General features: G+C 60.6%; 26 protein-coding genes. 16 read left to right on the top strand and 10 right to left on the bottom strand.

Annotation, left to right across the window (positions count from 1 at the left end):
• Positions 1-78: 78 nt before the first annotated feature.
• From pmbA to NPS47_RS15855, 6 genes are all read left to right on the top strand, one after another.
• On the top strand, positions 79-1,425 hold the full coding sequence (gene pmbA / locus NPS47_RS15830) for a metalloprotease PmbA (RefSeq protein WP_274295790.1): 1,347 nt from the start codon (positions 79-81) through the stop codon (positions 1,423-1,425).
• Positions 1,426-1,545: 120 nt separating this feature from the next.
• On the top strand, positions 1,546-1,947 hold the full coding sequence (locus tag NPS47_RS15835) for a FagA protein (protein ID WP_274295791.1): 402 nt from the start codon (positions 1,546-1,548) through the stop codon (positions 1,945-1,947).
• Complete coding sequence (locus NPS47_RS15840; RefSeq protein WP_274295792.1) at positions 1,940-3,316, top strand: class II fumarate hydratase; 1,377 nt, start codon at positions 1,940-1,942, stop codon at positions 3,314-3,316. The genes NPS47_RS15835 and NPS47_RS15840 overlap by 8 nt, the downstream gene beginning before the upstream one ends.
• A 20-nt stretch (positions 3,317-3,336) precedes the next feature.
• Positions 3,337-3,798 carry a hypothetical protein gene (locus tag NPS47_RS15845; protein ID WP_274295793.1) on the top strand — a complete coding sequence of 154 codons (462 nt, stop codon included), beginning with the start codon at positions 3,337-3,339 and terminating at the stop codon, positions 3,796-3,798.
• Between the two features lie 2 nt (positions 3,799-3,800).
• Complete coding sequence (locus NPS47_RS15850) at positions 3,801-4,412, top strand: superoxide dismutase (RefSeq protein ID WP_274295794.1); 612 nt, start codon at positions 3,801-3,803, stop codon at positions 4,410-4,412.
• 11 nt (positions 4,413-4,423) lie between these two features.
• The gene (locus tag NPS47_RS15855; protein ID WP_274295795.1) at positions 4,424-5,317 is read left to right on the top strand and encodes a ZIP family metal transporter; all 894 of its coding nucleotides are present in this window, start codon (positions 4,424-4,426) and stop codon (positions 5,315-5,317) included.
• Positions 5,318-5,333: 16 nt separating this feature from the next.
• Here the strand turns inward: NPS47_RS15855 and NPS47_RS15860 are convergent, their stop codons facing one another.
• From NPS47_RS15860 to NPS47_RS15905, 10 genes are all read right to left on the bottom strand, one after another.
• Positions 5,334-5,606, bottom strand: a complete 273-nt coding sequence (locus NPS47_RS15860) for an HPr family phosphocarrier protein (RefSeq protein WP_274295796.1) — start codon at positions 5,604-5,606, stop codon at positions 5,334-5,336.
• A 20-nt stretch (positions 5,607-5,626) separates the two neighbouring features.
• A complete protein-coding gene (rapZ, locus tag NPS47_RS15865) occupies positions 5,627-6,481 on the bottom strand; it encodes an RNase adapter RapZ (protein WP_274295797.1) in 855 nt (284 codons plus the stop codon).
• A 2-nt stretch (positions 6,482-6,483) separates the two neighbouring features.
• A complete protein-coding gene (gene ptsN / locus NPS47_RS15870) occupies positions 6,484-6,948 on the bottom strand; it encodes a PTS IIA-like nitrogen regulatory protein PtsN (RefSeq protein WP_274295798.1) in 465 nt (154 codons plus the stop codon).
• A gap of 12 nt (positions 6,949-6,960) precedes the next feature.
• Positions 6,961-7,269, bottom strand: coding sequence for a ribosome hibernation-promoting factor, HPF/YfiA family (gene hpf, locus NPS47_RS15875; RefSeq protein WP_028942831.1), 309 nt, complete (start codon positions 7,267-7,269; stop codon positions 6,961-6,963).
• A gap of 77 nt (positions 7,270-7,346) precedes the next feature.
• Positions 7,347-8,840, bottom strand: a complete 1,494-nt coding sequence (locus NPS47_RS15880) for an RNA polymerase factor sigma-54 (protein ID WP_157193977.1) — start codon at positions 8,838-8,840, stop codon at positions 7,347-7,349.
• Positions 8,841-9,019: 179 nt separating this feature from the next.
• Positions 9,020-9,745 (bottom strand): LPS export ABC transporter ATP-binding protein, encoded by a 726-nt coding sequence (gene lptB / locus NPS47_RS15885; RefSeq protein ID WP_274295799.1) that lies wholly within the window; start codon positions 9,743-9,745, stop codon positions 9,020-9,022.
• Positions 9,746-10,270, bottom strand: a complete 525-nt coding sequence (lptA, locus tag NPS47_RS15890) for a lipopolysaccharide transport periplasmic protein LptA (RefSeq protein WP_191832280.1) — start codon at positions 10,268-10,270, stop codon at positions 9,746-9,748.
• Positions 10,257-10,829 (bottom strand): LPS export ABC transporter periplasmic protein LptC, encoded by a 573-nt coding sequence (lptC, locus tag NPS47_RS15895; RefSeq protein WP_274295800.1) that lies wholly within the window; start codon positions 10,827-10,829, stop codon positions 10,257-10,259. Before lptC ends, lptA begins: the two co-directional genes overlap by 14 nt.
• Before the next feature lie 8 nt (positions 10,830-10,837).
• Entirely contained in the window at positions 10,838-11,362 is a 525-nt protein-coding gene (locus tag NPS47_RS15900) for a KdsC family phosphatase (protein ID WP_274295801.1), read from the bottom strand.
• Complete coding sequence (locus tag NPS47_RS15905; protein ID WP_274295802.1) at positions 11,363-12,337, bottom strand: KpsF/GutQ family sugar-phosphate isomerase; 975 nt, start codon at positions 12,335-12,337, stop codon at positions 11,363-11,365.
• Positions 12,338-12,582: 245 nt separating this feature from the next.
• Here NPS47_RS15905 and NPS47_RS15910 point away from each other — a divergent pair, with 245 nt between their 5' ends.
• The 10 genes from NPS47_RS15910 (at position 12,583) to hisC (ending at position 20,495) form a co-directional block, all read left to right on the top strand.
• A complete protein-coding gene (locus NPS47_RS15910; protein WP_274295803.1) occupies positions 12,583-13,392 on the top strand; it encodes an ATP-binding cassette domain-containing protein in 810 nt (269 codons plus the stop codon).
• Entirely contained in the window at positions 13,392-14,189 is a 798-nt protein-coding gene (mlaE, locus tag NPS47_RS15915) for a lipid asymmetry maintenance ABC transporter permease subunit MlaE (RefSeq protein WP_274295804.1), read from the top strand. Before NPS47_RS15910 ends, mlaE begins: the two co-directional genes overlap by 1 nt.
• Positions 14,189-14,656, top strand: coding sequence for an outer membrane lipid asymmetry maintenance protein MlaD (gene mlaD, locus NPS47_RS15920; RefSeq protein WP_274295805.1), 468 nt, complete (start codon positions 14,189-14,191; stop codon positions 14,654-14,656). The genes mlaE and mlaD overlap by 1 nt, the downstream gene beginning before the upstream one ends.
• A 9-nt stretch (positions 14,657-14,665) precedes the next feature.
• Entirely contained in the window at positions 14,666-15,304 is a 639-nt protein-coding gene (locus NPS47_RS15925; protein ID WP_274295806.1) for an MlaC/ttg2D family ABC transporter substrate-binding protein, read from the top strand.
• The gene (locus NPS47_RS15930; protein WP_274295807.1) at positions 15,301-15,606 is read left to right on the top strand and encodes an STAS domain-containing protein; all 306 of its coding nucleotides are present in this window, start codon (positions 15,301-15,303) and stop codon (positions 15,604-15,606) included. Before NPS47_RS15925 ends, NPS47_RS15930 begins: the two co-directional genes overlap by 4 nt.
• 115 nt (positions 15,607-15,721) lie before the next feature.
• Positions 15,722-15,961: a BolA family protein gene (locus NPS47_RS15935; RefSeq protein ID WP_028942843.1), complete on the top strand. Its 240-nt coding sequence runs from the start codon at positions 15,722-15,724 to the stop codon at positions 15,959-15,961.
• A 24-nt stretch (positions 15,962-15,985) separates the two neighbouring features.
• Positions 15,986-17,251, top strand: coding sequence for a UDP-N-acetylglucosamine 1-carboxyvinyltransferase (murA, locus tag NPS47_RS15940; protein ID WP_157193967.1), 1,266 nt, complete (start codon positions 15,986-15,988; stop codon positions 17,249-17,251).
• Between the two features lie 107 nt (positions 17,252-17,358).
• Entirely contained in the window at positions 17,359-17,994 is a 636-nt protein-coding gene (hisG, locus tag NPS47_RS15945; RefSeq protein ID WP_274295808.1) for an ATP phosphoribosyltransferase, read from the top strand.
• Between the two features lie 126 nt (positions 17,995-18,120).
• The gene (gene hisD / locus NPS47_RS15950; protein WP_274295809.1) at positions 18,121-19,446 is read left to right on the top strand and encodes a histidinol dehydrogenase; all 1,326 of its coding nucleotides are present in this window, start codon (positions 18,121-18,123) and stop codon (positions 19,444-19,446) included.
• Between the two features lie 2 nt (positions 19,447-19,448).
• Positions 19,449-20,495: a histidinol-phosphate transaminase gene (gene hisC / locus NPS47_RS15955; RefSeq protein WP_274295810.1), complete on the top strand. Its 1,047-nt coding sequence runs from the start codon at positions 19,449-19,451 to the stop codon at positions 20,493-20,495.
• The last annotated feature ends 56 nt before the right edge of the window (positions 20,496-20,551 follow it).

Genomic DNA, 20,551 nt, shown 5'->3' on the forward strand with positions numbered 1-20,551 from the left:
ATAACCAGTCGGGGGCCGCTTGTCCGGCCCGGTCGTAGATTGACCCGTGCCGAACGCAGAATTTGAGTGGAGAAAACCATGAGTGCAGTCCAGAGCGTAGGTCCACAGGCCCTGCCGGCGTTGCAGGAGCAGGTTGAACAGATCATCGCCGAAGCCAAGCGCCAGGGGGCCAGCGCCTGTGAAGTCGCAGTATCGCTGGAGCAGGGCTTGTCGACCTCGGTACGCCAGCGTGAAGTGGAAACCGTGGAGTTCAACCGCGACCAGGGTTTCGGTATCACCCTGTACGTTGGCCAGCGCAAAGGTTCGGCCAGCACCTCGGCCAGCGGCAGCGAGGCCATTCGCGAGACCGTCGCCGCGGCACTGGCGATTGCCAAGCACACCTCCGAGGATGATTGTGCAGGGCTTGCCGATCCGGCGTTGATGGCCCGCGATCTGCCTGACTTCGATCTGTATCACGCCTGGGACATCACCCCGGAGCAGGCAATCGAAAAGGCACTGGCTTGCGAAGCGGCAGCCTTTGATGCCGATGCGCGGATCAAGAACGCCGACGGCACCACGCTCAATACCCATCAGGGCTGCCGCGTGTATGGCAACAGCAATGGCTTTATCGGTGGCTATGCGTCGACCCGTCACAGCCTGAGCTGCGTGATGATCGCCGAAGCCGACGGGCAGATGCAGCGTGACTACTGGTATGACGTCAATCGCCAGGGCGAGTTGCTTGCCGATCCGCGCAGCATCGGCCAGCGCGCTGCGCAACGGGCGGCCAGCCGTCTAGGCGCGCGGCCGGTGCCAACCTGCGAAGTGCCGGTGCTGTTCTCGGCAGAGCTGGCCGGCGGCCTGTTCGGCAGTTTCCTGTCGGCGATCTCGGGCGGCAACCTGTACCGCAAATCATCGTTCCTTGAGGGCACCATGGGCCAGCGCCTGTTCCCCAGCTGGTTGACCCTGGATGAACGTCCACACCTGATGCGCGCCCTGGGCAGTGCGGCGTTCGATGGCGATGGCCTGGCCACCTACGCAAAACCGTTCGTCGAAAAAGGCGAGTTGGTCTCCTACGTACTGGGTACTTATTCCGGACGCAAACTGGGCTTGCCGAGTACTGCCAATGCCGGTGGCGTGCATAACCTGTACGTCACCCACGGGGTTGAGGATCAGGCCGCGCTGATCCGGCGCATGGGCCGTGGGCTGTTGGTTACCGAATTGATGGGCCATGGCCTGAACATGGTGACCGGTGACTACTCCCGTGGTGCCGCAGGTTATTGGGTCGAGAATGGCGAGATCCAGTTTGCTGTTCAGGAAGTGACGATCGCCGGCAATATGAAGGATATGTTCCAGCAGATTGTCGCGATCGGTAATGATCTTGAAACCCGCAGCAACATTCACACCGGCTCGGTGTTGATCGAGCGGATGACTGTGGCGGGTAGTTAAGCGGTCAACTAGTGTGTCCCCTTGAAGCCCGGCCATGTGTCGGGCTTTTTTGTTTTTCTTCTTAGCTCTTCTTGAAGTGATTCTGATTATCACATAATAATGAATATCATTATCTAGGCGATGATGTTCATGAAACCCGTCCTTCACGAATTGCCCTACCTCGAAAACTGGCGCTGGCTCAGCCGTCGTATCCGTTGTGCGATAGAGCCGGACGAACCGCGCTTGATCGACCATTACCTGGCCGAAGGCCGCTACTTGGTGTGCTGCACCGAGACCTCGGCATGGACCGTCGCCCTGACCTCATTCCGCCTGCTTCTGGATACCGCGTGCGACCGCATGCTGCCCTGGCATTGGCGCTGCCTGTGCCTGGATCAGGCCTGGAAGCCGCTGTTGCAGCTGCGCAAGCTCGACGGTGGCGAGCACGGCCAGCGTTGGCAGCCTCTCGCCCTGCAGCTGGCGAACTGCACGCTACTGCCTTCGATTTCTTTCGCTGAACTGATGCAAGGACTTGATGATGAGTAATACCCGTATCGAGCGTGACAGCATGGGTGAACTGCAGGTGCCGGCCGAGGCCCTGTATGGCGCTCAGACCCAGCGCGCGGTGAACAACTTCCCGATCAGCCAGCAGCGCATGCCGACCCAGTTCATACGTGCCCTGCTGCTGGCCAAGGCCGCTGCGGCCAAGGCCAACATCGAACTCAAGCAACTGGACGACGGGCAGGGCACGGCCATTGTCAAAGCAGTCGAGCAACTGCTGGCGGGTGATTTCATCCAGCACTTCCCGGTGGATATCTTCCAGACCGGTTCCGGCACCAGCTCGAACATGAACGCCAACGAAGTGATTGCCACCCTGGCAAGCCGGATCTTCGGCGACAAGATCAATCCGAACGATCACGTCAACTGCGGGCAAAGCAGCAACGACATCATTCCCACCACCATTCATGTCAGTGCCACGTTGGCCTTGCATGAGCAGCTGTTGCCGGCCCTCAAGCACCTGGTGCAGGTGATCGAGCGCAAGGCAGTCGAGGTTCATCCGTTCATCAAGACCGGCCGCACCCACCTGATGGACGCCATGCCGGTGCGCATGAGCCAGGTGCTCGGCGGATGGGCTGCGCAGATCTCTGCTGCCACCGCGCATATTGAATCGACCTTGCCTGCTCTGCAGTTGCTGGCCCAAGGCGGTACGGCGGTGGGGACGGGGATCAATGCGCATCCCGAATTTGCCGGGCGATTCAGCCAGCAGCTGTCTGAACTCACCAAGGTGCCATTCACCCCGGGGCAGAATCTATTCGCCCTGATCGGCTCCCAGGACACTGCCGTTGCCTTGTCGGGTCAACTCAAGACCACCGCTGTGGCCTTGATGAAAATCGCCAACGACCTGCGCTGGATGAACTCCGGGCCGCTGGCGGGCCTGGGCGAAATCGAGCTGGAGGGCTTGCAGCCTGGGTCCTCGATCATGCCGGGCAAGGTCAACCCGGTAATCCCGGAAGCCACCGCCATGGTCGCTGCGCAGGTCATCGGTAACGACGCGACCATCGCCGTGGCCGGTCAGTCGGGCAATTTCGAGCTCAACGTGATGCTGCCGATCATCGCCCAGAACCTGCTGAGCAGCATCGAGTTGATGGCCAATGTCAGCCGCTTGCTGGCCGACAAGGCAATCGCCAGCTTCAAGGTCAATGAACCCAAGCTCAAGGAGGCACTGGCGCGTAACCCGATTCTGGTGACGGCACTGAACCCGATCATCGGCTACCAGAAAGCCGCCGTGATCGCCAAGACCGCCTACAAGCAAGGGCGTCCGATCATCGAGGTGGCCCTGGAGCACACCGACTTGCCGCGCAGCCAGCTGGAAGTGCTGCTCGACCCGGAAAAGCTCACCGCTGGCGGTATCTGATAAGGCCCTGGAGGTTTGTCATGCAGCACTGGAATCGCACCACCGAAATCGCCAACCGCCTGTTCGACCAGGGCGAGTTGGTCGATGCCCGCGAGTTGTATCTGCAGGCCCTGGCCCTGGCCCAGGTGTTGTTCGAGCGCTGGCATGACGCCGATGAGGCGGTGGCCGTGTGCGTGATTGCTCACCACAACCTGGCCGACCTGCACCTGCGCCTGAATCAGCCGCAGGAGAGCGCGGAGTACCTCTGTGCCATCCATCAACGGCTGTTGCAGGCCATGCAGGATCAACGCCTGACGCCAGCGCTGCGCGAAGCGGCGCTGCGTCACAGCGGCAAGACCTACACCGAGTTGCTCAATTTCATCAGTGATTACGGCCAGTACCCACGAACCGAACGCCTGCTCCACAGCCATGGCCCGCAACCGGCGGTACTCGCCGGTCAGGAACGCGCCGGGTCTTCTGCACATCAATACGGAATCCATTGAGAATGCCTTATACCTTGCCTGCATTGCCGTACGCCTACGATGCTCTGGAACCGCACATCGATACCCAGACCATGCAGATTCACCACAGCAAGCACCATCAGACCTACATCAACAACCTCAATGCCGCCGTCGAAGGCAGCCAATGGGCCGAATGGCCGGTCGAGCGACTGGTGGCCGCGGTCAAGCAGTTGCCATCGAGCCTGCAGGCGGCGGTGATCAACCAGGGCGGCGGACATGCCAACCACTCGCTGTTCTGGACGGTCATGTCGCCCCGGGGCGGTGGTCAGCCCCAGGGCACGGTTGCCAAGGCGATCGATGAGCAATTGGGCGGCTTCGAGGCCTTCAAGGACGCTTTCACCAAGGCGGCATTGACCCGTTTCGGCAGCGGTTGGGCCTGGCTCAGCGTGACCCCGGAGAAAAAGCTGGTGGTGGAGAGCAGCGGTAACCAGGACAGCCCGCTGATGCACGGCAATACGCCGATCCTGGGGCTGGACGTCTGGGAGCATGCGTATTACCTGCTGTACCAGAACCGCCGTCCTGAATACATCAATGCCTTCTACAACGTGATCGACTGGTCCGAGGTAGAGCGCCGTTATGTAGCCGCCCTGGTGTGAGTCGTCCCGCTATGCGTACGGATGTGATGTCCATCAGCAGCGTGCGTTTGTTCCGCCTGGCGCTGGGTACCCTGTTGCTGCTGGTCGGCTGCGCTTTGCTGGCAGCGCAGGGCTTGGCCTGGCTGGACCTTGAGCCGCGCATGATGCGTGCGCTTGAAGGAGGGGCCCTGTGTGCCTTGGGCACAGCGCTGGGGGCAGTGCCGGTGCTGGTGATCCGCAGCATGCCGGTAGCGTTGGCTGATACCTTGCTGGGTTTCGGGGCCGGGGTGATGCTGGCGGCAACAGCATTTTCCCTGATCATCCCCGGGCTCGACGCCGCCCAGGCCATTGGCCTGGGCAAATGGGGCGCCGGAGGGCTGATCAGTTTCGGTTTGCTGTTCGGCGCTTTCTGCCTTTACCTGGTCGATCTCAAGGTGTCTGGCGCTTCGCCAGAAGCCTTGGTCGGCACTGCCCAGCAGCCGGTGATCGCCGCTCGGGTCTGGGTGTTCGTCATTGCCATCATTGCCCACAACATCCCGGAAGGCATGGCCATCGGTGTGTCGGCCGGAGGTGGGATGGCAGATGCCGACAGTCTGGCCATGGGCATCGCCTTGCAGGATGTGCCTGAAGGCCTGGTCATTGCCCTGGTATTGGCCGGGGCCGGCATGGCGCGCTTCAAGGCATTCGCTATTGGTGCGGCGTCTGGACTGGTCGAGCCGGTGGCTGCGGTGATTTGCGCCTGGCTGGTGACTGTTGCGGAGTTGTTATTGCCGCTGGGGCTGGCGTGTGCGGCCGGGGCCATGTTGCTGGTGGTGACTCAGGAGATCATTCCTGAATCACGTAGCAATGGTCATCATCGCTTGGCCAGCCTGGGACTGAGCGTCGGCTTCTGCCTGATGATGGTGATGGATACGGCGCTGTCTTGAGCGGGAAAGGGGACGATTACTCGCCCTCGTCAAAGTAGTTGTTGATCAGCTCGATCAACGCATCCAGCGCTTCGTCCTGTTGCTCGCCTTCGGTATGCAGGTGTACCTGGGTGCCTTTGCCCGCCGCGAGCATCATCACGGCCATGATGCTCTTGCCGTCGATCAGTTTGTCAGGCGCGCGACCGACACGCACGGTGCAAGGAAAGCGTCCGGCCACGCCGACAAACTTTGCCGCAGCCCGGGCGTGCAGCCCCAGCTTGTTGATGATGGTGATTTCACGAGCGGGCATCGCAGCGGTAGTCCTGTGGGCTAGAGGTCGCGGTGGCGAACCTGGACATTCTTCAGGGATTGCTGCAGCAACTGGCCCAGGCGCTCGGTGAGGTAAACCGAACGGTGGTGTCCACCGGTACAGCCAATGGCAATGGTGACGTAAGCGCGGTTGCTGGCGGCAAAGCGCGGCAACCATTTGAGCAGGTAACTGGAGATGTCCTGGAACATTTCTTCGACGTCAGGCTGGCTGGCCAGGTAATCGATGACCGGCTGTTCCAGGCCGGAGTGATCGCGTAGCTCCGGCTTCCAGTAAGGGTTGGGCAGGCAGCGCACGTCGAACACCAGGTCGGCGTCCACCGGCATGCCACGCTTGAAGCCGAAGGATTCGACCAGGAATGCGGTCCCGGGTTCCGGCTGGTTAAGCAGGCGCAGCTTGATCGAGTCACGCAGCTGATAGAGGTTCAGATTGGTGGTATCGATCTTCAGGTCGGCGAGGTCGGCGATGGGGCCCAGCAGCTCGGTCTCGACCTTGATCGCTTCGGCCAGCGAGCGATTGGCGTTGGTCAGCGGGTGACGCCTGCGGGTTTCCGAGAAACGCTTGAGCAGGGTTTCTTCGTCGGCGTCCAGGTACAGCACATCACACTGGATATGCTTGTTGCGGGCATCTTCGAGCAGCTCGGGGAAGCGCGTCAGATGGCTGGGCAGGTTGCGCGCATCGATCGAAACGGCCACTTTGGGCTGCATCAGCTCGGTGTTGATCAGGGCATTTTCCGCCAGCTGCGGTAGCAGCCCGGCCGGCAGGTTATCGATGCAGTAGTAGCCGTTGTCCTCCAGGACTGCGAGGGCGGTGCTCTTGCCGGAGCCGGATCGGCCACTGACGATAATCAGGCGCATGTTCAGGACTCGTTCTGTACGTCCAGTACGACCTGGTACAAGGCTTCACTGCTACCGGCGGCACGCAGCCGGTCACGCACGTCCTTACGGTCGAGCATGCTGGCAATCTGGCGCAACAGCTCAAGGTGCGCATCGGTGGCCGCTTCGGGAACCAGCAGGACAAACAGCAAATCGACCGGGGCGCCATCGATGGCGTCATAGTCAATCGGTGCATCCAGGTGTATCAGGGCGCTGATGGGGGATGAGCAGCCTTTAAGGCGGCAGTGTGGAATGGCAATGCCATTACCGAAACCGGTCGACCCGAGTTTCTCCCGGGCAAACAGGCTTTCAAATACGTCTTGCATCTCCAGATCCGCAACTTCCCGGTGGATCAGGTTGGCGATTTCCTGGAGTGCACGCTTTTTACTGCCACCCGGCGCGTTCACGACGGAACGGCCGGGGGTCAGGATGGTTTCAAGTCGGATCATGGATGAGGGGGATCAGCGGGCCGCTGCACCTTGCAGCAGGCTTTGCTGTTTTTCCTTGTGTTTTTTCAGTTGGCGGTCGAGCTTGTCGGTCAAGGCATCGATCGCTGCATACATGTCTGTGTGTTCGGCATTTGCAACCACTTCGCCGCCGGGAATAAACAGCGTCGCTTCAATTTTCTGCTGCAGCTTCTCGACCTTCATGATTACCGTCACATTGGTAATCTTGTCGAAGTGCCCTTCCAGCCGTTTCAGTTTCTGTTCGACGTACTCGCGCAGCGGCTGGGTGACTTCTACATGCTGTCCACTGATATTGACTTGCATACAGCTTCTCCTTTGTTGCCCGTGCATAAGAGGCAGGTATTGCGCCTGCCACTGAACTGCTTTGGCTATCTCAGGGGCTACATCAGTCGCTTACGCTCACTCGACGGTGCAATGCCGAGGGACTCGCGGTACTTGGCGACGGTGCGACGGGCTACCTGGATACCTTGTGCCTCCAGTAAACCAGCGATCTTGCTGTCACTCAATGGCTTTTTCTGATTTTCCGCTGCAACCAGTTTTTTGATGATCGCGCGAATCGCTGTGGACGAGCATTCACCGCCTTCGGAGGTGCTGACGTGGCTGGAGAAAAAGTACTTCAGCTCGTAAATCCCGCGCGGCGTATGCATGTATTTCTGCGTGGTGACCCGGGAAATGGTCGACTCGTGCATGCCCACTGCTTCGGCGATGTCGTGCAATACCAGCGGCTTCATCGCTTCGTCGCCGTGATCGAGGAAACCACGTTGGTGCTCGACGATCTGGGTGGCGACCTTCATCAGGGTTTCGTTGCGGCTCTGCAGGCTCTTGATGAACCAGCGGGCTTCCTGCAACTGGTTGCGCATGAAGGTGTTGTCGGCGCTGGTGTCGGCACGGCGGACGAAGCCGGCGTATTGCGGATTGACCCGCAGGCGCGGCACGGCTTCCTGGTTGAGCTCGACCAGCCAGCGCTCGTTGTCCTTGCGCACGATCACGTCAGGGACCACGTATTCGGCTTCGCTGGACTCGATTTGCGAGCCCGGGCGCGGGTTGAGGCTCTGGACCAGTTCGATGACCTGGCGCAGTTCGTCTTCCTTGAGCTTCATCCGTCGCATCAGCTGGCTGTAGTCACGGCTGCCGAGCAGGTCGATGTAATCGCGGACCAGGCGTTGGGCTTCGGCCATCCAGGGAGTGCTGGCGGGCAGTTGGCGCAGCTGCAGCAGCAGGCACTCGCTGAGGTTGCGGGCGCCGATGCCGGCCGGTTCGAATTGCTGGATGCGGTGCAGCACGGCTTCGACTTCGTCGAGCTCGATATCCAGCTCCGGGTCGAAGGACTCGCAGACCTCTTCGAGGGTTTCGTCGAGGTAGCCCTGGTTGTTGATGCAGTCGATCAGGGTGACCGCGATCAGTCGGTCGGTGTCGGACATCGGCGCCAGGTTCAACTGCCAGAGCAGGTGGCTTTGCAGGCTTTCGCCAGCCGAAGTACGGGTGGTGAAGTCCCACTCGTCATCGTCGTTGCTGGGCAGGCTGCTGGCGCTGGTCTGGTAGATGTCTTCCCAGGCCGTATCGACCGGGAGCTCGTTGGGGATGCGCTCGTTCCATTCGCCGTCTTCCAGACTGTCCACGGTTGGCGTGGTTTCCTGGAAACTGGTGTCCTGGACTTCGGCGACCGGCTTGCTTTCGGCGTTGTCGGCCATCGGGTCGCTGTTGTCGAAGTCGTCGCCTTCTTCCTGGCGTTCGAGCATCGGGTTCGATTCCAGCGCTTCCTGGATTTCCTGCTGGAGGTCCAGAGTAGAAAGCTGGAGCAGACGGATGGCCTGTTGCAACTGCGGTGTCATCGTCAGTTGCTGGCCCATTCTTAGGACGAGCGATGGTTTCATGGCAGGGGCTTAACACCTTTTTCGCCGGCGCACATGCGCCATCCACTACAAGGGCACCGAAGCGCCAACTTTAAGCAAATTATATGCCTGAAATTGGAGCGTTTGCCTAGGGTGCTGTAACAATTAAGCCGGATTTCACCGGTACAGTTGCCCTAAGCAAGCGCTTTTTCGCCTCGAACTTACAAGCGGAACTCGTGGCCCAAGTACACCTCTTTGACCAGGTCGTTGGCCAGGATGGTCTCTGCATCGCCTTCGGCAATCAGTTGGCCATCGTTGACGATGTAAGCGGTTTCGCAGATATCCAGGGTCTCACGGACGTTGTGGTCGGTGATCAGTACACCGATGCCCTTGGCCTTGAGGTGATGGATGATCTGCTTGATGTCGCCGACCGAAATCGGGTCGACACCGGCAAAGGGTTCGTCGAGCAGGATGAATTTCGGTGCGGTGGCCAAGGCGCGGGCAATTTCCACGCGGCGACGTTCGCCGCCGGACAGGCTCATGCCGAGGTTGTCGCGAATGTGGCTGATGTGAAATTCCTGCAGCAGGCTTTCCAGTTCCTTGCGGCGTCCGGCGCTGTCGAGGTCCTTGCGGGTCTCGAGGATCGCCATGATGTTGTCGGCAACCGAAAGCTTGCGAAAGATCGAGGCTTCCTGGGGCAGGTAACCAATACCGGCACGGGCACGGCCGTGCATCGGCTGGTGGCTGACATCCAGATCGTCGATCAGCACGCGGCCCTGATCGGCCTGGACCAGGCCGACGATCATGTAGAAGCAGGTGGTCTTGCCGGCGCCGTTAGGGCCGAGCAGTCCGACGATCTGGCCGCTGTCGATAGACAGGCTGACGTCGCGGACCACTTGTCGGCTCTTGTAGCTCTTGGCCAGGTGCTGGGCTTTGAGGGTCGCCATTTACTCGGCCTTCTTCTTAGGCTGGATCACCATGTCGATACGCTGGCGCGGTGAAGTCACATTGCCGCCACGACCGGCAGTCGCTACCTGGGACTTGGTGTTGTAGACGATCTTCTCGCCTTCGGTGGTATTGCCTTCGTTGACCACTTTGGCGCGGTCGGTCAGCACCACCAGGTCTTTTTGCGCCTGGTACTGGATGGTCACGGCGTAGCCTTGCATCTTGTCCGGCTTGGCAGCGCTCTGTTGCTGCTCGAAGTAGGCCAGATTACCCACCGAGGTCACCACGTCGATGTCGCCGGAGTCGGCGCGAGTGATGGTCACGGTGTTGCCTTTGATCATCATCGACCCTTGAGTGATGATGACGTCGCCGGTGTAGGTGGCGACGCCTTTCTTGTCATCCAGATGCGCGTTGTCGGCCTGGATGCGGATAGGCTGGTCACGGTCGGTCGGCAGGGCCCAGGCGCTCGCGCTTCCCAGTGCTGCGCTCAGGCTGAGCAAAAAGGGGAGGGTTTTAACGAGCCTCATACTGTCCTCTTACGTTGGACAGCAGGTCCATCCTGCCGTCTTTCAAATACGCTTTCATTCCATTGCCCGTAGTGACGCCACCGGCGCCGTCGATTTTAACGGCTTGTGCGGTTTGCGCATATTGCTTCTGCGGGAATACCGTCATGCGGCTGGTGGTAATGATCATGGTGCGGTTCTTTTCGTCGGTGCGGGCAACCCGTACCGAGTCAATCAATTCCACTTCCGAACCATCCGGGTTGACCTCGCCCTTTTCGCTCTGCACATGCCAGGGGTAGGTGGTGCCGCGGTACATCTGCAGGTCGGGTTTGGTCAGCAGGGTTACTTCGCTGACCTTGAGGTGTTCGACCTTGTCGGCGGTCATCTCGTACTGCATCTTGCCGTCAGGCAGGAACTGTACGCTGTGGGCATTGGTGGCGTAGTAGTCGATAGCGTTGTTGTCGACGCTGACCACCGGTTTGTCGAGGAAGCTCTCGGGGCCGATGTTCCAGTAGCCGACCGCCACCAGCAAGGCGGCAATCACACTGTACAGCGCAAAGGTGCGGATTTTTTTACTGAACATGTGGCGCTCTACAGGTAATGGGCGTTGGCCGCGTCGAGATTGCCCTGGGCCTGTAGGATCAGCTCGCAGAATTCGCGGGCTGCGCCTTCACCGCCACGGGCCTTGGTGATCCCGTGGGCGTGCTCGCGGACAAAGGCTGCGGCATTGGCCACCGCCATGCCCAGGCCGACGCGGCGGATCACCGGCAGGTCAGGCAGGTCGTCACCCAGATAGGCAACCTGTTCATAGCTTAGGTTGAGTTGGCTGAGTAGGCCGTCCAATACCACCAATTTATCTTCGCGCCCCTGGAACAAGTGGGGTATGCCGAGGTTCTTGGCCCGACGCTCGACCACCGGGGTCTTGCGCCCGCTGATGATTGCGGTGGTCACGCCCGACGCCATGAGCATCTTGATGCCCTGGCCGTCGAGGGTGTTGAAGGTCTTGAATTCGCTGCCATCTTCGAGGAAGTACAGGCGGCCGTCGGTCAGCACGCCGTCAACGTCGAACACCGCAAGCTTGATGGCCTTGCCACGCTGGAGCAGGTCCTGGCTCATTTACATCACTCCCGCACGCAACAGGTCGTGCATGTTCAGGGCGCCCACCGGGCGCTCGTCCTTGTCGATCACCACGAGGGCGCTGATCTTGTGGTCTTCCATGATTTTCAGGGCTTCGGCGGCGAGCATTTCGGCGCGGGCGGTCTTGCCGTGAGCGGTCATGACTTCTTCGATCAGGGTGGTGTGTACATCAATGTTGCGATCCAGGCTGCGGCGCAAGTCACCGTCGGTGAAGATCCCGGCCAACCGTCCGTCGGCTTCAAGTACCACGGTCATGCCCAAACCTTTGCGAGACATTTCGAGGAGCGCGTCCTTGAGCAGGGTTCCGCGTTGCACCTGCGGCAGTTCTTCACCGGCATGCATGACGTTCTCGACTTTCAGCAGCAGGCGGCGGCCGAGGGCGCCACCTGGGTGCGAGAAAGCGAAATCTTCGGCGGTAAAGCCGCGGGCTTCGAGCAAGGCAATGGCCAGGGCGTCGCCCAGCACCAGTGCGGCGGTTGTCGAGGAGGTCGGCGCCAGGTTCAGCGGGCAGGCTTCCTGGGCAACGCGGGCATCGAGGTTGACTTCGGCGGCCTTGGCCAGTGCCGAGTCCGGGTTGCCGGTCAGGCTGATCAACTGGATGCCCAGGCGTTTGATCAGCGGCAGCAGGGTGACGATCTCGGCGGTCGAACCGGAGTTGGACAGGGCGAGGATGACATCGTCGCGGGTGATCATGCCCATGTCGCCATGGCTGGCTTCGGCCGGATGAACGAAGAAGGCCGGGGTGCCGGTGCTGGCCAGGGTCGCGGCGATTTTGTTGCCGATATGCCCGGACTTGCCCATGCCGACCACCACCACGCGGCCCTTGCTGGCCAGGATTAGCTCGCACGCCTTGACGAAATCGGCGTCGATGTGGGCTAGCAAGCCCTCAACCGCCTCGAGTTCGAAACGGATGGTGCGTTGCGCGGATTGGATCAGGTCGCTGGATTGGCTCATGTCGAAAATCGGATTGCCTGATGAAAAGGCGGCGATTATAGCGGTAATGCGCAAAACCCTCACCTTGTGATTGTCATACAGACGCTCGTCAACCTTAACCCTGGCTGAACAAGCACTGCTACGGCCTTGGGGCGCCGCTATCAGCGATGATATAGTTCGCCGCCTGTTCGGCCCGCTCAGGGCGTGCGTGCCTCCATGAAGGGGGCGCGCGTCTGAGTGAGATGGCTGCATCGCAAGGAGTCTAGATGAGCGTTGATAACGCCTACGCGGTCGAGTTGAAGGGTGTGTCCTTCAAGCGCGGTTCGCGCAGCATCTTCAATAATGTCGATATACGCATTCCCCGCGGCAAGGTCACCGGCATCATGGGGCCTTCCGGGTGCGGCAAGACCACACTGTTGCGTCTGATGGGCGCACAGCTGCGTCCGGCCAGCGGCGAAGTCTGGGTTGCCGGGCAGAACCTGCCGGCGCTGTCGCGCAGCGATCTGTTCGATGCGCGCAAGCAGATGGGCGTGTTGTTCCAGAGCGGCGCACTGTTCACCGATCTCGACGTGTTCGAGAACGTGGCATTTCCGCTGCGGGTGCATACCCAGCTGTCCGACGAAATGATCCGTGACATTGTTCTGATGAAACTGCAGGCCGTCGGTCTGCGCGGTGCCATCGAACTGATGCCTGACGAGCTGTCCGGGGGGATGAAGCGTCGTGTGGCACTGGCACGGGCCATCGCCCTGGACCCGCAGATCCTCATGTACGACGAGCCCTTCGTCGGTCAGGACCCTATCGCCATGGGCGTGCTGGTGCGGCTGATCCGCCTGCTCAACGATGCCCTGGGCATCACCAGCATCGTGGTCTCTCACGACCTGGCCGAAACCGCCAGTATTGCCGACTACATCTATGTGGTCGGGGATGGCCAGGTACTCGGCCAGGGCACGCCGGACGAGCTGATGGGCTCCGATAACCCGCGCATCCGTCAATTCATGAAAGGCGACCCGGACGGACCGGTACCCTTTCACTTTCCTGCGCCGGATTACCGCGCCGATCTTCTGGGGAAGCGTTGATGCGCAGAAAATCCTTGCTCGAACGTATTCGTCGTTTTGGCCGTTCGGCCATCGACGTGCTGGCCGTGCTCGGCCGCTCGTTTCTGTTTCTGGTGCACTCGCTGGTCGGGCGCAGCGGCACTGGCGGCGGCTTTCAACTGCTGGTCAAGCAACTCTATTCGGTTGGCGTGCTGTCGCTGGCGATCATCGTTGTTTCCGGGGTCTTTATCGGCATGGTGCTGGCTCTGCAGGGCTTCAGTATCCTGACCAAATACGGCTCGGAACAGGCCGTCGGGCAGATGGTTGCCTTGACCTTGCTGCGTGAGCTGGGGCCGGTGGTGACTGCATTGCTGTTCGCCGGGCGTGCAGGCTCGGCGCTGACCGCCGAAATTGGCAACATGAAGTCCACTGAGCAGCTTTCCAGCCTGGAAACGATTGGTGTCGATCCGCTCAAATACATCGTTGCCCCGCGTCTGTGGGCCGGTTTCATCTCGCTGCCGATGCTGGCGCTGATTTTCAGCGTGGTTGGCATCTGGGGTGGGTCCTGGGTGGCGGTGGACTGGCTGGGCGTCTATGAAGGCTCGTTCTGGGCAAACATGCAGAACAGCGTGTCGTTCACCGACGATGTGCTCAATGGCGTGATCAAGAGCCTGGTTTTTGCCTTTGTTGTTACCTGGATTGCCGTATTCCAAGGCTATGACTGCGAGCCCACCTCAGAGGGGATCAGTCGTGCCACTACCAAGACCGTGGTCTATGCCTCATTGGCAGTCCTGGGCCTGGACTTTATTCTGACCGCCTTGATGTTTGGAGATTTCTGATGCAAAACCGCACCCTGGAAATCGGTGTCGGCCTGTTCCTCCTGGCCGGGATGCTGGCGCTGATCCTGCTGGCCCTGCGTGTCAGCGGCCTGTCGGCGAGCCCGAGCAGCGATACCTATAAAATTTACGCGTACTTCGACAATATCGCCGGTTTGACGGTCAGAGCTAAAGTGACCATGGCCGGTGTGACCATCGGCAAGGTCACGGCCATCGATCTGGACCGTGATACCTATACCGGTCGGGTGACGCTGCAGCTGGAAAAACGCGTAGACAACCTGCCTACCGACTCCACTGCATCTATCCTCACCGCTGGGTTGCTCGGCGAGAAGTACATCGGTATCAGCGTGGGCGGAGAAGAAGCGGTGCTCAAGGATGGTGCAACCATTCATGACACCCAGTCGGCGCTGGTGCTGGAAGATCTGATTGGCAAGTTCCTGCTCAATACCGTTGGCAAAGAAGCTAAATAAGGAGTTTCCATGATTTCTATCCTGCGACGCAGCCTGCTGGTACTGCTGGCTGCACTGCCGTTGATGGCTGGCGCAGCTGCACAGTCCCCCAAAGAAGTGATTCAGCGCACTACCACCCAGTTGCTGTCCGACCTGAAAGCCAACAAAGAGCAATACAAGGCCAACCCGAGTGCGTTCTATGACGCCTTGAACGCCAATCTGGGGCCGGTGGTCGATGCTGATGGCATCTCCAGAAGCATCATGACCGTCAAGTACTCGAAGAAAGCGACCCCGGAGCAGATGCAGCGCTTCCAGGAGAACTTCAAGCGCAGCCTGATGCAGTTCTACGGCAACGCCTTGCTTGAGTACAACAACCAGGGCATCACCGTCGGTGCCGAGAAAAAGGACGGTGATGACCGTGCCAGCGTCGACATGACCGTCAAGGGCAATAACGGCGCCATCTACCCGGTGCAGTACACCATGACCAAGCTGGACGGCGAATGGAAAGTCCGTAACGTCATCGTCAACGGCATCAACATCGGCAAGCTGTTCCGTGACCAGTTCGCCGACGCCATGAGCCGCAATGGCAATAACCTGGACAAGACCATCGACGGCTGGGCCGGCGAAGTGGCCAAGGCCAAGGAAGCTACCGAGAAGCCAGAGCAATGAACGACAGCGCCGTGACCATGAACGCGCCAGGCGTGTTGAGCCTGGTCGGCGTGCTGGACTACCGCAGCGGGCCCGCCTTGCGCAAGGAAGGTAAAGCCTTGATCGCGGCGTGCAAGGCCGATGCCCTGGTGCTCGATTGCTCGCAGGTGGAGAAATCCAGCAGCGTCGGCTTGTCCCTGTTGCTGGCATTCATGCGCGATGGCAAGGCGGCCGGCAAGGCGGTCGAGGTTCGCGCAATGCCTCAGGATATGCGTGAAATCGCCGAGGTTTATGACCTCGACGAGGTGCTGGCCGGTCAATGACCGCCAGCCAGCGACTGGCCCCTCTGTCAGAGTCTCCGTTTACGGGGTTCGCAGGCGAGGGGCTTTTTTGTATGATGGCCGACCCGCGCGCACAGGGCGCCGATTGAGGTTGAGCATGCAGGCCGTAGAAGTTAAGAACTTCCTTGAAGAAAAGTTGCCGGGAACCCGGGTCGAAGTTGAAGGCGAAGGCTGCAACTTCCAGTTGAACGTGATCAGTGACGAATTGGCGGCCCTGAGCCCGGTCAAGCGTCAACAGCAGATCTATGCTCACCTTAACCCGTGGATCACCGATGGCAGCATCCATGCGGTAACCATGAAATTTTTCAGCAGCGCAGCCTGGGCTGAGCGCAACTGAGCCTAAATTGGCGGCGAGACACAAATGGACAAACTGATTATTACTGGCGGCGTTCGTCTTGATGGCGAAATCCGCATTTCCGGTGCCAAGAACGCGGCTCTGCCGATTCTTGCCGCTACCCTGCTTTGCGATGGTCCGGTCACGGTCGGCAACTTGCCGCACCTGCACGACATCACCACCATGATCGAGCTGTTCGGTCGCATGGGCATTGAGCCGGTGATCGACGAGAAGCTCGCGGTCGAAATCGATCCGCGCACGATCAAGACCCTGGTCGCGCCGTACGAGCTGGTGAAAACCATGCGTGCCTCGATCCTGGTGCTGGGCCCGATGGTTGCCCGCTTTGGCGAAGCCGAAGTGGCACTGCCTGGCGGTTGCGCCATTGGTTCGCGTCCGGTCGACCTGCACATCCGTGGCCTTGAAGCCATGGGCGCAAAAATCGAAGTCGAAGGCGGCTACATCAAGGCCAAGGCGCCAGAAGGCGGCCTGCGCGGTGCGCACTTCTTCTTCGACACCGTCAGTGTGACCGGTACCGAGAACATCATGATGGCCGCGGCCCTGGCCAAGGGCCGCAGCGTGCTGCAGAACGCCGCGCGTGAGCCGGAAGTGGTCGACCTGGCCAACTTCCTCAATGCCATGGGCGCCAAGGTCCAGGGCGCCGGCACCGACACCATCACCATCGATGGCGTCGAGCGTCTGGGTTCGGCGACCTACCGGGTCATGCCGGACCGTATCGAAACCGGTACCTACCTGGTCGCCGCGGCCGTCACCGGTGGCCGGGTCAAGGTCAAGGACACCGATCCGACCATCCTCGAAGCGGTCCTTGAAAAGCTCAAGGAAGCCGGTGCCGAAGTCACCACCGGTGAAGACTGGATCGAACTGGACATGCACGGCAAGCGGCCAAAAGCCGTTAACCTGCGTACTGCTCCGTATCCGGCATTCCCGACCGACATGCAGGCGCAGTTCATCTCGCTCAACGCCATTGCCGAAGGCACCGGTGCGGTGATCGAGACGATCTTCGAAAACCGTTTCATGCACGTGTACGAAATGCACCGCATGGGCGCGCATATCCAGGTCGAAGGCAACACCGCCATCGTCACCGGCACCAAAACCCTCAAGGGCGCGCCAGTCATGGCTACCGACCTGCGGGCCTCGGCAAGCCTGGTGCTGTCGGCCTTGGTGGCCGAAGGCGACACCCTGATCGACCGCATCTACCACATCGACCGTGGTTACGAGTGCATCGAAGAGAAACTGCAGATGCTGGGCGCGAAGATCCGTCGCGTACCGGGCTAGTCTGTGACCGGCGCAGGGACGCGCCAGCCAATTGCTGCACCGAATTGAATGCGGTCGGGCCACATCAGGCCCGGCCGGCTGTAGCCGCATAAGGACCGACGTTTCCCATGTTGACCATCGCGCTATCCAAAGGTCGGATTCTCGACGATACCCTGCCGCTGCTGGCACAAGCCGGTATCGTGCCGACCGAGAACCCGGACAAGAGCCGCAAACTGATCATCCCGACGACGCTGGACGATGTACGCCTGCTGATCGTCCGGGCTACCGACGTGCCGACCTATGTCGAGCATGGCGCCGCCGATCTGGGTGTGGCGGGCAAGGACGTGCTGATGGAGTACGGCGGCCAGGGCCTTTACGAGCCGCTGGACCTGCAGATTGCCCAGTGCAAGCTGATGACCGCCGGTGCCATCGGTGCTGCTGAACCCAAGGGCCGTCTGCGCGTGGCGACCAAGTTCGTCAATGTCGCCAAGCGTTACTATGCCGAACAGGGCCGTCAGGTCGATATCATCAAGTTGTACGGTTCGATGGAGCTGGCGCCGCTGATCGGTCTGGCCGACAAGATCATCGACGTCGTCGACACCGGCAACACCCTGCGTGCCAATGGCCTGGAACCCCAGGAACTGATTGCCACCATCAGCTCCCGGCTGGTGGTCAACAAGGCTTCGATGAAGATGCAGCATGCGCGCATCCAGAGCCTGATCGACACCCTGCGCCAGGCTGTCGAATCGCGACACCGCGGCTGATCTCTGCGCGCGACCTTCGCTGTCGCGCCCATCTATCCGCGTCATAGCCAATTTTCTCGGGTGCCCGCGCGGATGGACTGGTAGCTTAGGGCGCCTGAGCATTCGCCATTTATTGAGGCCCTCGCTATGACCACGTCCACTGCAATTGCCCGACTCAATGCCGCTGACCCGGATTTCGCCCGACATCTGGATCATCTGTTGAGCTGGGAAAGTGTCTCTGACGACGCGGTCAACCAGCGTGTGCTCGACATCATCAAGGCCGTGCGTGAACGCGGCGATGCGGCACTTGTGGAGTTCACCCAGCGTTTCGACGGCGTTGAAGCCAAGTCGATCGACGACCTGATCCTTGGTCGTGAGCGCCTGGAGCTGGCCCTGACCCGTATCACCCCGGCCCAGCGCGAAGCCCTGGAAAAAGCGGCCAGCCGCGTGCGCAGTTACCACGAACGGCAGAAGCAGGACTCCTGGAGCTACACCGAAGCCGACGGTACCGTGCTGGGTCAGAAGGTCACCCCGCTGGATCGTGCCGGCCTGTATGTGCCGGGCGGCAAAGCGTCCTACCCTTCGTCGGTACTGATGAACGCGATTCCGGCCAAGGTAGCCGGCGTTGGTGAAGTGGTAATGGTGGTGCCAACCCCACGCGGTGAGGTCAACGAGCTGGTGCTCGCGGCCGCCTGCATCGCCGGCGTCGACCGGGTGTTCACCATCGGCGGCGCCCAGGCAGTCGCGGCACTGGCCTATGGCACCGAGAGCGTACCGCAGGTCGACAAGGTGGTCGGCCCCGGCAACATCTACGTCGCCACGGCCAAGCGCCACGTGTTTGGCCAGGTCGGTATCGACATGATTGCCGGTCCTTCAGAGATTCTTGTGGTCTGTGACGGCCAGACCGATCCGGACTGGATCGCCATGGACCTGTTCTCCCAGGCCGAGCACGATGAAGATGCCCAGGCGATCCTGGTCAGCCCCGATGCGGCGTTCCTCGATAAAGTCGCTGCCAGCATCGACAAGCTGCTGCCGACCATGGAGCGCGCTGAAATCATCAAGACCTCGATCAATGGTCGCGGTGCGTTGATCCAGGTGCGTGACATGGAGCAGGCCATGGAAGTGGCCAACCGCATTGCCCCCGAGCACCTGGAGCTGTCGGTAGCTGATCCACAGGCCTGGCTGCCGAAGATTCGCCATGCCGGCGCGATCTTCATGGGTCGCCACACCAGCGAAGCCCTGGGCGACTATTGCGCAGGTCCGAACCACGTGTTGCCGACGTCCGGCACCGCGCGCTTTTCCTCGCCGCTGGGTGTCTATGACTTCCAGAAGCGTTCGTCGATCATCTTCTGCTCGGAGCAGGGCGCATCGGAACTGGGCCACACGGCTTCGATCCTGGCCCGTGGCGAGTCGCTGACTGCCCACGCCCGCAGCGCCGAATACCGCATTGTTGCCGATAAGAAGGGGAACTGAGCATGAGTAAATTCTGGAGCCCCTTCGTCAAGGACCTGGTGCCTTACGTTCCGGGTGAGCAACCGAAGCTGGCCAGGCTGGTCAAGCTCAACACCAACGAGAACCCCTATGGTCCGTCGCCCAAGGCGCTGGAGGCCATGCGCGGCGAGTTGAACGACAATCTGCGTCTGTACCCGGATCCCAACAGTGACCTGCTCAAGCAGGCCGTGGCGGAGTATTACGGGGTCAAGGGCAACCAGGTGTTCCTCGGTAATGGTTCGGACGAAGTGCTCGCGCACATTTTCCACGGCCTGTTCCAGCACGGCGCGCCACTGTTGTTCCCGGATATCAGCTACAGCTTCTATCCGGTGTATTGCGGCCTGTATGGCATTCCTTACGAGACGCTGGCGCTGGATGAGCACTTCCAGATTCGTGTCGAGGACTACGCCAGGCCCAATGGCGGCATCATTTTCCCCAACCCCAATGCCCCGACCGGCTGCCTGTTGGCGCTGGAGGCCATCGAGCAACTGCTCAAGGCCAACCCGGAGACGGTGGTGGTGGTCGATGAGGCCTACATCGACTTCGGTGGGCAGACGGCAATCAGCCTGGTGGATCGCTACGACAACCTGCTGGTGACCCAGACCTTGTCGAAATCGCGCTCGCTGGCGGGCTTGCGGGTCGGTTTGGCGGTTGGGCACCCAGACCTGATCGAGGCGCTGGAGCGGATCAAGAACAGCTTCAACTCCTATCCGCTCGATCGCATGGCGATTGTCGGTGCGGCTGCGGCGTTTGAAGACCGTGCCTACTTCGACGAAACCTGCCGCAAGGTCATCGACAGCCGCGAGAAGCTGGTGGCTGAACTGACTGCGCGCGGCTTTGACGTACTGCCTTCGGCAGCCAACTTCATCTTCGCCCGTCATCCGCAACAGGATGCCGGCGAACTGGCGGCCAAGCTGCGCGAACAGGGGGTGATCGTACGCCACTTCAAGCAACCGCGCATTGCCCAGTTCCTGCGTATCACCATTGGTACTCCGGAGATGAATCAGGCGTTGCTTGATGCGTTGAACTGATATCGCGTAGACCTGATCGCGGGGCAAGCCCGCTCCCACCGGCATTGCATGGCCTG

The sequence above is a fragment of the Pseudomonas putida genome, assembly GCF_028682475.1.
Lineage (GTDB): Bacteria > Pseudomonadota > Gammaproteobacteria > Pseudomonadales > Pseudomonadaceae > Aquipseudomonas > Aquipseudomonas putida_AG.